A 13687-nucleotide genomic window follows, 5' to 3' on the forward strand; every position below is an offset into this window, starting at 1 on the left:
TTATGGAAAATTTAAACGAAAAACAACAAGATGTACTCAATGAAAGTACTATTTTGGAAGCTAAACTACAGCGCCGTTCTTTCTTGCAATATGCAGGAGCAGGAGCAGCGGTTGTAGCTTTAACAGCGGCAGGCTGTAGAAAAGATCGCGTAAACCCACCTCTTACAGGTACTACGCTAGATTTTAAAGATGATTTTGGAGTTTTAAATTATGCTTATGCCCTAGAGCAATTAGAAGCAGCATTTTATATCCAAGTAGCTTCTGCACCACCATCTGGTTTCAGTACAGCAGAGAGAAATTACTTTAATGATATCCAATATCACGAAATTGCGCACAGAGAATTTTTTAAAAATGCATTAGGTGCTGCTGCTATAGGTAGTTTAGCTGTTGATTTTTCGAGTATAGATTTTACTAGCCGCACAAGCGTACTTGGTGCAGCTATGGCTTTCGAAGATTTGGGTGTTGCAGCATATAATGGTGCTGGTGTTCGTATTGTAAACAATGATTACTTATTATTAGCAGGTAAAATCGTTTCTGTAGAAGCACGTCATGCAGCTTATATCCGTGATATTATTTCTAATGGAACTTTTGCTGATATACCTTCCTTAACTCCACTTGGGGCAAATGTAGCTGGAGCACTTGATGGAGCTTTAACTCCGGACAAGGTTTTAGGTATTGCAGGAAAATACATTAAAACTCAAATTAACGTAATTAATCTTTAATCTTAAACTCAGCAATCATGAATATCTTAAATGTAATAGAAGAAATAGAAAAAGTTGACGGTGAGATCTATGAAAGATTAAATCCGAGACGTAAAGCAATGAAGGACTTTTTTAACGTAGGTAAAAAAGTAGCTGTTGCATCATTGCCATTGGCTTTAGGTTCAATGTTCCAAAAAGCTTATGGACAAACCACACCAACAGCAGTAGTTGATGTGTTAAACTTTGCACTGTCATTAGAATATTTAGAATACCACTTTTATAACCGTGCTTTAACAGGTACTCCTGCTCCACCAATTCCTGCAGGCGCCCCATTAGCTGCAATTACCACCATACGTAACCATGAAGATGCCCATGTTAAGTTATTAGCGGGTGCTCTTGGAGCTAGTGCTAGGCCAGTTTTAGTACAAAGTGACTTTGATTTTACAGCAGGTGGTGCTTTTGCTGATGTATTTACAAACTACCAAACTTTCTTAAAAGTTGCGTTAGCATTTGAAGATACAGGTGTTAGAGCTTATAAAGGACAAGCTGGTGTATTAAATCGCAGTCCATTTTTAACTACGGCTTTACAAATACATGGTGTTGAAGCTCGTCACGCAGCGCATTTGCGACAAATGGTTGCGGCTAATGTTACAGGTGCTAGTGGTTTAAAACCATGGATAGCCTATACTGCAAACGGTAATGATACTGGTATAGCAGCTGTAGATGCAGTTTATGCAGGCGAACAGTTAACTACACAAGCAACTATTAATATTGTTGGCATTAATGGTTCTGCAGTAACGCAAACTCATGCTTCAGAAAGTTTCGATGAACCGTTAACAAGAGCACAAGTAGTAGCTATTGCTAACCAATTTATACCCATAAAAAAATTATCATAAGTTTAATTGGTTTAAGTTAAGGGAGGGAGTTTTATAATTTCCTTCCTTTTTTTATGCCCAAGAATTTGCTGAAAAATAAAAAAGCCCTTGCTTAAATCAAGGGCTTTAACTATTATGGTGTGCCTGCCCTTCACGGATCACCCGTTCACAGGACTTTTTTATCTCTTTTGTTTACTGATAACAATTTAGCATTTTGTTAGTTTAAGTAACCTGAAAACTTTTGCACAGCCTGTGGATTATCCACAAAAAGCCTCAAAAATTGTTGGTTTTTATAATATCTTAAACATTTCTTAACAAAGTTCGTTACCCAGTCATAAAACCAATATTTTTGGTGATCGCCGAAGTTGCAAAGGTTAGAATTGAAACTTTCGTTATGGCATTCATTCTTTAGCTTCAAATTATTAAACAATTGTAGATAAGATATGCTGATACTATAAGCGGTCTTTAATAAATTACATTTTCAATTTCTCCAGCAATCTGATTAATTTCAGGTAAATTTAAAACTACTTTAGGTTGATCATCCGAGTAACTTTGCTTGTAATCATAAAGGGGTAAAATTCCAGGTTCAATTTCATCTTCTGCAACTAATTCCCAATCATGATCTAATTGTTTAATAGCACCCACTATTGCTCCAAAATAAACGATTTTAAAGTAATCTTTTTCTGGTAAAATGGTTAATGTAATTTCCTGTTGATTGTGGTTAATTTTGATATTAAATGGTTCCATAATACTTAAACTAAGTTTAGGTTCAATTGTTTTATCAATTCTCTAATTCTTTAGAGCGTTAGATATACAAGCACTATTTACAGTTATAACCTTAAATAAATAAAAACCTTTTCTGCCAAAATATAGTTATAGCACAAAAATAACATTATGGAAAATAATCAAGATATAATAGCAGATCTAAAGAGCCTAATTAGCATTGTAAACGATGGCAAAGAGGGATACCAATCTGCAGCAGATGTAATTGAAAACCCAACCTTAAAAGGTGTATTTTTAAAAAATGCTACTCAGAGATTTGTATACGAACAAGAATTAAAAGCGCATATTTTAAAACATGGAGGTGTATCTGATAATGAAGAAGGTGGGATTTTAGGGTTTTTACACCGTACTTGGATTGGCATTAAAGAAGCCTTAAGTAGCAAAGAAGAAACTTCGGTGCTTAGTGCTATAGAAACAGGTGAGCAAGCGGCATTAGATAAATATGACCAATGCATTAAAGATTACGAAAATCATGCAGATCATTTAGAATTGCTCATTAGACAAAGGGCTGGTATATTAGATGCTTTAAAGGAAGTAGAGGTCTTGCATCAAGAATTATCGAATTAATAAAAAAAGCCAGTGAATTTACACTGGCTTTTTTTATTCTAGTAAAATCATTTACCTGATAGGCCTGTTGGCATTATAAGCCACTATGTAATTTAGCTCTAAACGCTCAATGCTTTTTTTATCAAGTAAAGCTATTTCCATATCTTCTGCTTGCTTCATTTTTGTTCTAATAGATTGATAAACTTCAACAATTATTCCCTTTGGAATTTGTGTTGCAATAGCAGGTTTGTAATCCTTTACTATTTTTTTCATATCAATTTCATTGGTCAGTTTTAAATCCCATTTTTCATCACTTTTAAATCCACTCTCATCTGAAGTGTTATTTAATTGAAAAAGGAACAGTCCAATTTGGTATTGAATTTCTTTTGCATTCATAACTGTATTTTTAAAATTACCTCTAAATAATGTTGAATAGCTAATGATAGATAAAGCTATGCTGTAACATTAGAAAATTTAAGGAAGGTAGGGTTTGATTTTCTATTTGCAAAGATACGCTATTAATATTTGTTTAAGGCATAGCTCCTCATCAATCTGTCTAAGAACATTCAAAAACAATCTTTCATTACTGATGTTAATTATTTAGTTATAAATTTAAAATCTAAACCTATATTACCAATAGAAAATGAGCCAATAGGCTGGAATGAAAATCAAAATAATCCCAATCTTAACAATGAAAGGAATAAAGTAGAAAACGAGGAAGAAACAGATGATCTTCAAAATGATATTGCTGGTAATGCTGCAGGAAATCTTCCGCCTGAAGAAAAAGAAGACAGTGAAGACGAATCTGCAAATGACAATGATGGAAAAGGATTTTTGGGTGATTTTGCTAAGCCGCAACATGACGATTAATTTAAAATGAAAATAGCAACTTACAACGTAAATGGGGTAAATGGCAGATTACCTGTATTGTTAAAATGGCTTGATGAGGCAAAACCAGATGTGGTCTGTTTGCAGGAACTTAAAGCACCTGATGAAAAGTTTCCTTTACAGGCTATTAACGATGCTGGTTACAATGCAATTTGGCACGGACAGAAAAGCTGGAATGGAGTTGCTATTTTAGCTAGAAATAAAGAAATTAAAGAATTAAGGAGAGGACTTGATGGAGAAGAGGATGATCTGCATAGCAGGTACATTGAGGCTATAATTGATGGTATTGTTATTGGTTGTCTTTATTTGCCAAATGGAAATCCAGCACCTGGACCAAAATTCGATTATAAATTGCGGTGGTTTGAAAGATTAACTACGCATGCAGCCAATCTATTAACTTACAATTTACCAGTGGTATTGGTAGGTGATTATAATGTAATGCCAACAGAATTGGACGTTTACAAACCTGAGCGTTGGGTAGATGATGCCTTATTTAGACCAGAAACTCGTTTGGCTTTTAAAAATTTAATAGCTCAAGGATGGACCGATGCCATTAGAACATTGTATCCAGACCAAAAGATTTATACTTTTTATGATTATTTTCGTAATGCATATGCACGAGATGCTGGTTTACGAATTGATCATTTTCTATTAAGTCCAGATTTAAAAACCAAACTTAAAAGTGCTGCAGTTGATAAACATGTAAGAGGTTGGGAAAAAACAAGTGATCATTGCCCAGTTTGGATTGAGATAGCTTAATCCAAACTAAGTAGCATTTAGAGTAAATGATCATTTACTCTTGCAATGAAATCGTTAACATCAAAGGGTTTATTTATAAAATCTTCAGTTTCACATCTTTGCTTAGCATTACTGTAGTAATCATTTGCAGACATCATTAATACAGGAATATGTTGCGTGCGTCTATTATCTTTTAGTTCGTCGCAAACATCTATACCATTACCATCTGGTAACATCACGTCAAGTATAATAAGATCTGGTTGGGCAAATAAAATTCCCTTTTTAAATTCTTCTACAGTAGCAAATCCCTGTACCTCATAATTTTCATCTGTAAGAATATGAGTAATAACTTCTCTGATATCTTCGGTATCATCTAAAATGAAAATGCTCTTTTTCATTGCTTTAATATTTATAGTCAACGTTGTTATAGTTAACTTCATTAAAATTAAATTGTTTAAAGAAATGGCAAAAAATATGATTTTAAAACTATAGGTTGTATGGATTGTTAATTTATTACTTAGCTAAACATATTGATTAAATTATTGTTCATTCATCTAAATCTTAAATAAATTAACGCATCATTAATGAAAAAGAAGGCCAAAAAGCATATTGCTATTCTAGGAGGCGGTCCGAGTGGATTATTTATCTACAAGCGATTGGTTGAAGCTAATCTCCATAATTTTGAAGTAACAATTTTTGAACGTAAAAACCAACTTGGTGTTGGGATGCCTTACAGCAAAGAAGGCGCAAGTGATGAACATATTACAAATGTTTCTGATAATGAAGTGCCAGATTTTGTAAATTCCATAGAAGAATGGTCAAAAACAGCACCTAAAGCATTACTTGATAAATATAAAATCAATCCCGAAAATTTTAACGAATACAAGGTTTTACCACGACTTTTTTTTGGTGCCTATCTACAAGCTCAATTTGAATTGTTGACAACGAAAGCTGAAGAGAAGGGGATTAAAACAGACATTAGATTAAACTGTAAAGTAGAAGATTTAATTTATAAGAAAGCGCTAAATAAAGTTTGGGTTAAAATAGAAAACCAATCAGTTTTTAAATTTGATGAAGTAATTATTGCCACTGGTCACAATTGGCCACATTTGCATGAAGATAAGGTAAGTGGCTATTTTGATTCACCTTATCCGCCAGCAAAAATTGCACTTAAACTTAACCATCCTGTTGCCATTAAAGGTTCTTCATTAACGGCTATAGACGCCATTAGAACCTTATCTCGTAAAAACGGAACATTCCAAAAAGATAATAGTGGTAAGTTGTTTTATAAGTTAAATAGAGATAGCACTGAATTTAAAATGGTAATGCATTCTAGAAACGGAATGTTACCCGCTGTTAGATTTCATTTAGAAGATTCACATCTTAAAAACGATTCGCTCCTAACCATCGAAGATTTCGCTAAACATAGGGCAGAAAATAATGGATTTATCTCTTTAGATTTTGTTTTCGAAAAAGATTTTAAAGAAATTTTTAAAGAGAAAGATCCATCTTTTTATAAGCAGATTAAAGATTTAGATGTGGAGGGATTTGTAGATGCTATGATGGGGCTAAGGGAGAAGCTCGAACCTTTCCAACTCTTAAAGGCAGAATATGCACAAGCACAAAAATCTATTAAATATAAAGAATCTGTGTATTGGAAAGAGATGCTCGCCATACTCAGTTTTTCAATGAATTATCCTGCAAAGTATTTCTCAGCAGAAGATATGATGAGGTTGCAGAAAAAATTGATGCCTTTAATCTCTATTGTGATTGCTTTTGTGCCTCAAAGTTCATGTGAAGAATTGATTGCCTTAAATGAAGCTGGTGTATTAGAGATTGTATCAGTAGGAAATGATAGTGAAATTGAAATAGCAGATGAAATTGGAATTATTTATCATTATACAAATGAAGATAATGAGGAAATAGCTATTCCTTTTAAAACATTTATAGATTGTGTGGGTCAGCCACATTTAAATTATGACAAATTTCCTTTTAAAAGTTTAATCTCTAACCATGAAATTACTCCGGCTAGGTTAAAATTTAAAGATAAGAAGCTAGCAGAGCAGGAGATTTCAAATCAAAATGAAAATGTAGAACAAGACAATGATGGAGAATTTTATTTGAGAGTTCCGGGTATTACAATTAATGATGATTTTCAGATTGTAAACCGCGAAGGTAAAGTAAATCCCCATATCTTTATCATGGCAGTACCTTATATTGGTGGCTTTAATCCAGATTACTCTGGAATAGATTTTTGTGAAGAAGCCTCTAAAAGGATAATTGCTAAGATGATTTAATTACTTTAAGAAAATAAGTAATCAGTTAAAATACTTTAACTTCTTGATTGTCTTAAAACTATAAGCTGAGCAAAAGTGTTAAGTTCTCATGAAAGATATTGCCCAAAGATTTCCACAAAACCCTTTGTTAATGCCTAAAGATCTGAAACCTAGTATAAATGAGTTACAGATAATTAGTTTGTTAAATCCTGGAGTTTTTACGTTTAAAAACAAAATTTGGATATTAGTTCGCGTGGCAGAAAGTATTGCTCAGAAAGATGGGGTAATTTTTTTCCCAGTATTAAATGATACTGGGAAATTAGAAATTATAGAAGTTCCATTAAATGATCCAGATTTAATTGCAAGTGATGCTAGAGTAATTAATTACAAAGGATTAGATTATTTAACTACAGTTTCACATTTACGATTATTAAGTAGTGAAGATGGTATTCATTTTAAAGAAAGTGAAGATTATCCACCTCTTTTTGGAAAGGGAGAATTAGAACATTTTGGTATAGAAGACTGTAGGGTTACACAAATTGATAAAACTTATTATTTAGCCTATACCGCAGTATCAGGTAGTGGAGTAGGCGTAGGCTTAAGAGTAACAAAAGATTGGAAGAAATTTGATGAAAAAGGAATGATTTTTCCTCCTCATAATAAGGACTGTGCCATATTTGAGGAAAAGATTAATGGTAAATTTTATGCCTTACACAGACCCAGTAGTAAAGAAATTGGTGGTAATTTTATTTGGCTTGCCGAATCAAAGGATGGTCTACATTGGGGAAATCACAAATGTATCATTAAAACAAGGGCAGGCATTTGGGATAACGCTAGGGTTGGGGCAGGTGCCGCACCAATAAAAACAAAAAAAGGATGGTTGGCTGTTTATCATGGAGCAAATATTGAACACCAATATTGTTTAGGTGCGTTTTTAATGGATTTAAATGATCCATCTTTAGTAATTGGAAGAACTGTAGAACCAATTATGGTGCCTACCGAAAATTATGAATTAAGTGGCTTTTTTGGTTATGTAGTTTTTACAAATGGCCACATTATAAATGGAGATAAACTAACAATTTATTATGGTGCCGCTGATGAATTTGTTTGTGGTGCCCATTTTTCTATCAAAGAGATATTGAAATTGATAGAACCTATTTAAGGGCACAGTTAGGAAGACTAAACTAATCTGGAGGTAAGTTTTGTTCTTCCTTTTTAGTAATTATTTTCAGTTTTTTAAGGTCAATTCTAATCAGATTATACAAACTCATGTATACATTTGCAATCCATACAATAGAAAAACCTGCTAATATATAACCTCTCCAACCAGGATAAACCAAAGTATAGTTAGTCATTAATAAAATTAGTACAGTTACGTAATGACTAAAACAATACTCGCAGGTAAAAAGATAAAAAAATTTTCTTTTATATAGTGACTTGCAATTCTGAGATTTGCCCACACAAAATTCTCTAATTTCTCTAAAAACTTCTTCTTTGGTTACAGTCCAGGCGATACACGCCACAGGAATAGCTAAAATAAATATCATTTCCATAATAATAGGCTTAGATGGTATAATCACTTAACTTAATTTTTAAATAAAAGTTTGCAGATTAATTATAAAAAATTAAGCAATTTTTAATGTTTTATATATGCATATATTTAGTTAAACAGCATTGATAAATGTAGAAATTTATTCCTAATAGCATGTAATCTTTCCCAAATTGGGGAATAAAATCGTCAGTCTAATATTTTGTGGAATTTTCAAATTTTCTTTACAATTCATTATCATGATGTTTTGAGCCTTAACAAAGCCAATGTAATAAAACAAGATTAACTGGCTTTGATTTTGATAAAGTAAAATGTCTAACTAACGCTTATAAAAAAAACTTATCATACTATTTTGGTAATCAAATGATAAGATGCTTAATAATATTTAATATGGTAAACAAAAATAGAATAATGATTGTAGATGATAATCCTATAGACCATATGATTACCAAATATGTATTAAAGCATAATTATGCAATTGAGGATATAATGGTAATGGAGTCTGCAGAAGAAGCTTTAAAGTATTTAGAAAAGCATCGCACACAGTTAGATGCTTTACCAGAACTTATTATTCTTGACCTTGATATGCCTGATTTAAATGGGTTTGATTTCCTTGAACGTTTTTCTAGTTACAGTGATGAGCTAAAAAATGCTTGTAAAATTGTAGTGCTTACCGCCTCTGATGTTTTATTAAATCTTGAAAAAATTAAAGCCAATATTAATGTGATCGAATTAATTAATAAGCCACTTCAAAAGGATGATTTGCTAACTATAATTTAAGAGCTCAATAAAAACTTTTTAAATCTAAATTAGAACTCTCGCATAATTCTACAATAAGTTACGCCAATCTCGGGTTAAACAATCCGTTTAATTCCAATTATATTTTAATTCCTTAAAACCTTTCTGCTGTTGAAGTGCTTTTACTATTATCAAAGCATAACTTATGGAAAGCAAAAAACAGAATGTTCCTTCAGTAAATATTAATCCGGTTTCTAGGCCAAGCAATGAAGAAATAGAGGGTAATATTGCAGATGATATTGATGAGCAATTGAGTGAAAATGCTCAACCAAATAAATTTCAAAAAAATGAAAATCAAGGAGAAGGAGTAGAAGATTAATTCTCATCTTCCTGTCATCTAATTTTATTTAATTGGAATATCGGGAATTACCGATATATATTTGCGCCATGGATCAGATAGAGATATTCAAGGCACTTTCTAATAAGACAAGGTTACAGATTTTAACTTGGCTTAAAGAACCAGAAAAGCATTTTCCAGATCATAAAATATCATGTGACCACAATAACCTTGGTGTTTGTGTTGGTCATATTCAGCAAAAAGCTGGGTTAACGCAGTCTACAATTTCAGAATATTTATCGCTTTTACAACGTGCTGGTTTAGTTACCGCAACTAGAATGGGGCAATGGACCTATTACAAAAGAAATGAAGCTGCTTTTGAAGCTTTAAGTAATCTTATCGCATCCGAAATTTAAAATAATGTCAACGTAGAGTTTTTCTAAAGGCTTAGCGAGACAAATTATAAGAAACATGAGTACAAAACAATTATCATCACTTACTTACTCGATATTAGATTTAGCTACCGTTATAGAAGGTAAAACACCTGCAGATACTTTTAAAAGGAGCGTAGATGTTGCCAGACATGCAGAAGAATGGGGTTATGAACGTTATTGGTTTGCAGAACATCATAATATGATCAGTGTGGCAAGCTCAGCAACCTCTTTACTAATAGGGCATATTGCAGAAAAAACCACCAAAATTAGGGTGGGTTCTGGAGGGATTATGCTACCCAACCATTCTCCATTAATTATTGCAGAACAATTTGGAACTTTAGCAACCCTTTACCCAAATCGGATAGATTTAGGTTTGGGTAGAGCACCAGGTACAGATCAATTAACAGCAATGGCCATTAGAGGTGAGCGCTTTAGTGCTCCGCATGATTTTCCTACAGATGTTAGAAAATTGCAAGCTTTTTTATCAGCAGAAAATAAAAATAGTAAGGTAAGAGCAATTCCTGGAGAGGGAACAGATGTACCAATTTGGATTTTAGGTTCAAGCACCGATAGTGCACATTTAGCAGCCGCTTATGGCTTGCCTTATGCTTTTGCCAGTCACTTTGCACCACAGCAATTTTTAGCAGCCATAAAAATCTACAGAGATAATTTCAAACCATCTGCACAATTGCAACAACCTTATGTAATGGCTTGTGTAAATGTTGTAGTTGCTGATACAGATCAGCAAGCAGAGCGTTTAGCTACTTCATTAAAACAACTTTTTATGGGTATAGTTACTGGTAAACGGAAGCTTTTACAAGAACCTGTTGAAAGTATGGATGGAATTTGGGACGATATGCAAGAAGAAGCAGTTTATCAAATGCTAGCTGTTTCTTTTATCGGCGGACCAGTAAAGGTTAAAACAGATTTGCAATCTTTTTTAGCGCAAACCCAAGTTGATGAAGTAATGGCAACATCTCATATTTATGATCATCAAGCGAGGCTTCATTCTTATGAGTTATTAGCCAATATCATTAAAGGAAATTTACAATTGGCAGCTAACAGTTAACGGTTTAACAATCTATCAATATAACAATTTTAATATAATTATATGGAATACAGGCAATTAGGGGCTTCTGGTTTAAATGTACCAGTACTTAGTTTCGGTACCGCAACATTTGGTGGTACAAATGAGTTTTTTAAAGCTTGGGGCACAACCCAAGTAGCAGAAGCTAAACAATTAATTGAACTCTGCATGGAGGCTGGAGTTAATCTTTTCGACACAGCAAATATTTACTCTCGTGGTGTTGCCGAAGAGATTTTAGGGAAAGCTATTGAAGGCTTAGAACGCGATAAGATACTAATTTCTACAAAAGCTACTTTCTCAATGGGAGATGGAGCAAATGAGTTTGGCTCGGGTCGCTTACACTTGGTTAAACAAGTAGAAGATAGCTTGAAGCGTTTAAATACAGATTACATTGACATATACCATATGCATGGCTTTGATGCCAATACCCCTGTAGAAGAAACCCTTAAAACATTAGATAATTTAATTCAGAGTGGGAAAGTAAGGTATATTGCCTGTTCTAATTTTTCTGGCTGGCATTTAATGAAATCCTTATCAGCTTCAGAAAGGTATGGATGGTCTAAATATATCGGACATCAAGTTTTATATTCCTTATTTGATAGAGAATTTGAATGGGAATTAATGCCTTTGGCAATTGACCAAAATATAGGTACAATGGTTTGGAGCCCTTTGTCATCTGGAAAGTTAGGTGGTAGATACGAAAGAGGAAAGCCAATTCCAACAGACAATAGAATTCAGCAAGGTGGATCTCATGGACCAGAAATAGATCATGAGCGTTTATTTACCATTGTTGATGCCTTAAAGATTGTTGCCGAAGAAACAGAAAAGACTGTTCCACAAGTTGCATTGAATTGGTTGTTGCAAAGACCAACCGTAGCAAACATCATTATTGGTGCAAGAAACGAAGAGCAATTGAAACAAAATTTACAAGCAGTTGGATGGAATTTAACCCCAGCTCAAGTTAAGAGGCTAGATGAAGCTAGTTATGTTTATCCTGCATATCCTTATTGGCATCAGCAACAAAATCCAAAATTAGTTCCTCAACCAAAATTTTATTAATCTATAACTAGTTTTAAAAATGACGCATTGAAAGAAATCAATGCGCCATTTTTGTTTTACCACAAAATTAGTATCTTCCAAAAAAACTAAATATGAACAAACTACTTCTGCTATTTCTAACCTTTTTTTGTTTAACAGCTAACGCACAAAATAACTATTGGCAACAAAATCTTAATTATACAATTGATGTTTCTTTAAATGATACAGACAAATCTTTAATAGGGTTTGAGAAATTAGTTTATAAAAATAATTCACCTTCAAATTTAGATTTTATTTGGTTTCATATTTATCCAAATGCGTATAAGAATGAATCAACGGCTATGTTTCAACAAATTAAAAATGACCCATCTCGTAAAAAGAAATTAGAAAAATACAGTTTGGGGAGCATTGAAGGATTAAATTTCAAAGTAAATGGTCAGGTCGCTATAACAGAATCACATCCTAATCCTCAATATATCGATGTAATTAAAGTTAAACTTCAATCGCCATTAAAACCTGGTGATTCGGTAACCATCACAACAGACTTTAAAGTTACATTACCTACTTATTTCTCTAGGTCTGGATTTGCCGATGGCGAATTTATGGTTACACAATGGTACCCAAAACCAGCAGTATTTGATAAAGATGGATGGCACGAATTTCCATATTTAGATATGGGAGAATTTTATAGTGAATATGCAGATTATAAGGTAAACATTACGCTACCAGCTGAGTATGTAGTAGGTGCAACTGGTATTTTGCAAAATGCAGATGAATTGGAGCAGTATAAAATTACTGGGGCTATAAACTATGCACAAAAAACTGATAAGCCTGCCTTATATGTTGCGAAAGATAAAACTGCTAATAAAACATTAAGCTATGTAATGAAAAATGTGCCCGATTTTGCTTGGTTTGCAGATAAAAAGTATGTCATCTCTTATGATACCTTAAAACTGGCATCTGGTAAAAGTGTTGATGTTTTTACCTATTACTACAATAAAAAAAAGAGCCTTTGGTTACAAAGTGTTGATTATGTTAAAGATGCAGTTAAAAAATATAGTAACTGGATTGGCGAATACGAATATCCTGTGGTACAAGTTGTAGAAGGTCCAAAAAACAATGCAAGTGGGGGTATGGAGTATCCAACAATTACTTTAATTACAAGTCCTGATGCAAAACCAGAGTCGTTAGATGCCGTAATTACTCATGAGGTTGGACACAATTGGTTCATGAGTATTCTGGGCAACAATGAAAGGGCAAATACTTGGCAAGATGAAGGACTGAATACTTACTATCAATTTAGGTATGAGGCAGAGAAGTATAAAACAAATTCTATTTTTGGTGATGCTTTGCCTGCAAATGTCAAAGCTTTACCTGTAGATCAGTTTCAAGCAGCTATTTACAATGCAATTATGGGTATCCCAATGAAACCAGCAATTGCAACTTCTGCAGAGAAATTTGCAACATCTGATGATTATGGAATTACATCTTATGTTAAAACTGCTTTATGGATGTATTTATTAGAAGCTAGTGTTGGAAGAGATAAAGTAGATAATGCTTTTAAAGCTTATTTTAACGAGTGGAAAAACAAACATCCGTCACCACAAGACATGAAAACCTCTTTTGAAAAATCATTAGGAACTAATTTAGATAGCTTTTTTGAATTATTAAATAAAGAAGGGTCATTTAAATAAATA

General features: G+C 33.1%; 16 protein-coding genes. 12 read left to right on the forward strand and 4 right to left on the reverse strand.

From position 1 onward, the window contains the following. Positions 1 to 2 precede the first annotated feature (2 nt). Positions 3 to 722, forward strand: coding sequence for a ferritin-like domain-containing protein (locus tag FA048_RS07055; RefSeq protein ID WP_136839540.1), 720 nt, complete (start codon positions 3 to 5; stop codon positions 720 to 722). A gap of 17 nt (positions 723 to 739) precedes the next feature. Next, the gene (locus FA048_RS07060) at positions 740 to 1597 is read left to right on the forward strand and encodes a ferritin-like domain-containing protein (protein WP_136839541.1); all 858 of its coding nucleotides are present in this window, start codon (positions 740 to 742) and stop codon (positions 1595 to 1597) included. A 444-nt stretch (positions 1598 to 2041) separates the two neighbouring features. Here the strand turns inward: FA048_RS07060 and FA048_RS07065 are convergent, their stop codons facing one another. Next, positions 2042 to 2323 carry a hypothetical protein gene (locus FA048_RS07065; protein ID WP_136839542.1) on the reverse strand — a complete coding sequence of 94 codons (282 nt, stop codon included), beginning with the start codon at positions 2321 to 2323 and terminating at the stop codon, positions 2042 to 2044. 147 nt (positions 2324 to 2470) lie between these two features. Here FA048_RS07065 and FA048_RS07070 point away from each other — a divergent pair, with 147 nt between their 5' ends. Then, positions 2471 to 2926, forward strand: a complete 456-nt coding sequence (locus FA048_RS07070) for a ferritin-like domain-containing protein (protein ID WP_136839543.1) — start codon at positions 2471 to 2473, stop codon at positions 2924 to 2926. A 51-nt stretch (positions 2927 to 2977) separates the two neighbouring features. Here FA048_RS07070 and FA048_RS07075 read toward each other — a convergent pair whose 3' ends face one another. Continuing rightward, positions 2978 to 3301, reverse strand: a complete 324-nt coding sequence (locus FA048_RS07075; RefSeq protein ID WP_136839544.1) for a hypothetical protein — start codon at positions 3299 to 3301, stop codon at positions 2978 to 2980. Between the two features lie 480 nt (positions 3302 to 3781). Here FA048_RS07075 and xth point away from each other — a divergent pair, with 480 nt between their 5' ends. Next, positions 3782 to 4552 (forward strand): exodeoxyribonuclease III, encoded by a 771-nt coding sequence (gene xth / locus FA048_RS07080; protein WP_136839545.1) that lies wholly within the window; start codon positions 3782 to 3784, stop codon positions 4550 to 4552. 17 nt (positions 4553 to 4569) lie between these two features. On the opposite strand, the gene FA048_RS07085 is transcribed toward xth, so the two are convergent. Continuing rightward, positions 4570 to 4971, reverse strand: a complete 402-nt coding sequence (locus FA048_RS07085; RefSeq protein ID WP_225872504.1) for a response regulator — start codon at positions 4969 to 4971, stop codon at positions 4570 to 4572. A gap of 144 nt (positions 4972 to 5115) precedes the next feature. Here FA048_RS07085 and FA048_RS07090 point away from each other — a divergent pair, with 144 nt between their 5' ends. Then, a complete protein-coding gene (locus FA048_RS07090; protein WP_136839546.1) occupies positions 5116 to 6828 on the forward strand; it encodes an FAD/NAD(P)-binding protein in 1713 nt (570 codons plus the stop codon). Between the two features lie 88 nt (positions 6829 to 6916). Continuing rightward, positions 6917 to 7969 (forward strand): glycoside hydrolase family 130 protein, encoded by a 1053-nt coding sequence (locus FA048_RS07095; protein WP_136839547.1) that lies wholly within the window; start codon positions 6917 to 6919, stop codon positions 7967 to 7969. A 22-nt stretch (positions 7970 to 7991) separates the two neighbouring features. Here the strand turns inward: FA048_RS07095 and FA048_RS07100 are convergent, their stop codons facing one another. Continuing rightward, positions 7992 to 8360, reverse strand: coding sequence for a hypothetical protein (locus FA048_RS07100; protein WP_136839548.1), 369 nt, complete (start codon positions 8358 to 8360; stop codon positions 7992 to 7994). A 386-nt stretch (positions 8361 to 8746) separates the two neighbouring features. Between FA048_RS07100 and FA048_RS07105 the strand changes: the two genes are divergently transcribed. From FA048_RS07105 to FA048_RS07125, 6 genes are all read left to right on the forward strand, one after another. Continuing rightward, positions 8747 to 9136 carry a response regulator gene (locus tag FA048_RS07105; protein ID WP_169306829.1) on the forward strand — a complete coding sequence of 130 codons (390 nt, stop codon included), beginning with the start codon at positions 8747 to 8749 and terminating at the stop codon, positions 9134 to 9136. A 163-nt stretch (positions 9137 to 9299) separates the two neighbouring features. Next, positions 9300 to 9473: a hypothetical protein gene (locus tag FA048_RS19695; protein WP_169306830.1), complete on the forward strand. Its 174-nt coding sequence runs from the start codon at positions 9300 to 9302 to the stop codon at positions 9471 to 9473. 68 nt (positions 9474 to 9541) lie between these two features. Continuing rightward, positions 9542 to 9847 carry an ArsR/SmtB family transcription factor gene (locus tag FA048_RS07110; RefSeq protein WP_136839550.1) on the forward strand — a complete coding sequence of 102 codons (306 nt, stop codon included), beginning with the start codon at positions 9542 to 9544 and terminating at the stop codon, positions 9845 to 9847. A gap of 55 nt (positions 9848 to 9902) precedes the next feature. Continuing rightward, the gene (locus FA048_RS07115) at positions 9903 to 10934 is read left to right on the forward strand and encodes an LLM class flavin-dependent oxidoreductase (protein WP_136839551.1); all 1032 of its coding nucleotides are present in this window, start codon (positions 9903 to 9905) and stop codon (positions 10932 to 10934) included. A 42-nt stretch (positions 10935 to 10976) separates the two neighbouring features. Further along, a complete protein-coding gene (locus tag FA048_RS07120; protein WP_136839552.1) occupies positions 10977 to 12011 on the forward strand; it encodes an aldo/keto reductase in 1035 nt (344 codons plus the stop codon). A 92-nt stretch (positions 12012 to 12103) separates the two neighbouring features. After that, entirely contained in the window at positions 12104 to 13684 is a 1581-nt protein-coding gene (locus tag FA048_RS07125) for a M1 family metallopeptidase (RefSeq protein WP_136839553.1), read from the forward strand. Positions 13685 to 13687: the final 3 nt, after the last annotated feature.

It is taken from the genome of Pedobacter polaris, from assembly GCF_005116505.1.
Taxonomy (GTDB): Bacteria; Bacteroidota; Bacteroidia; order Sphingobacteriales; family Sphingobacteriaceae; genus Pedobacter; species Pedobacter polaris.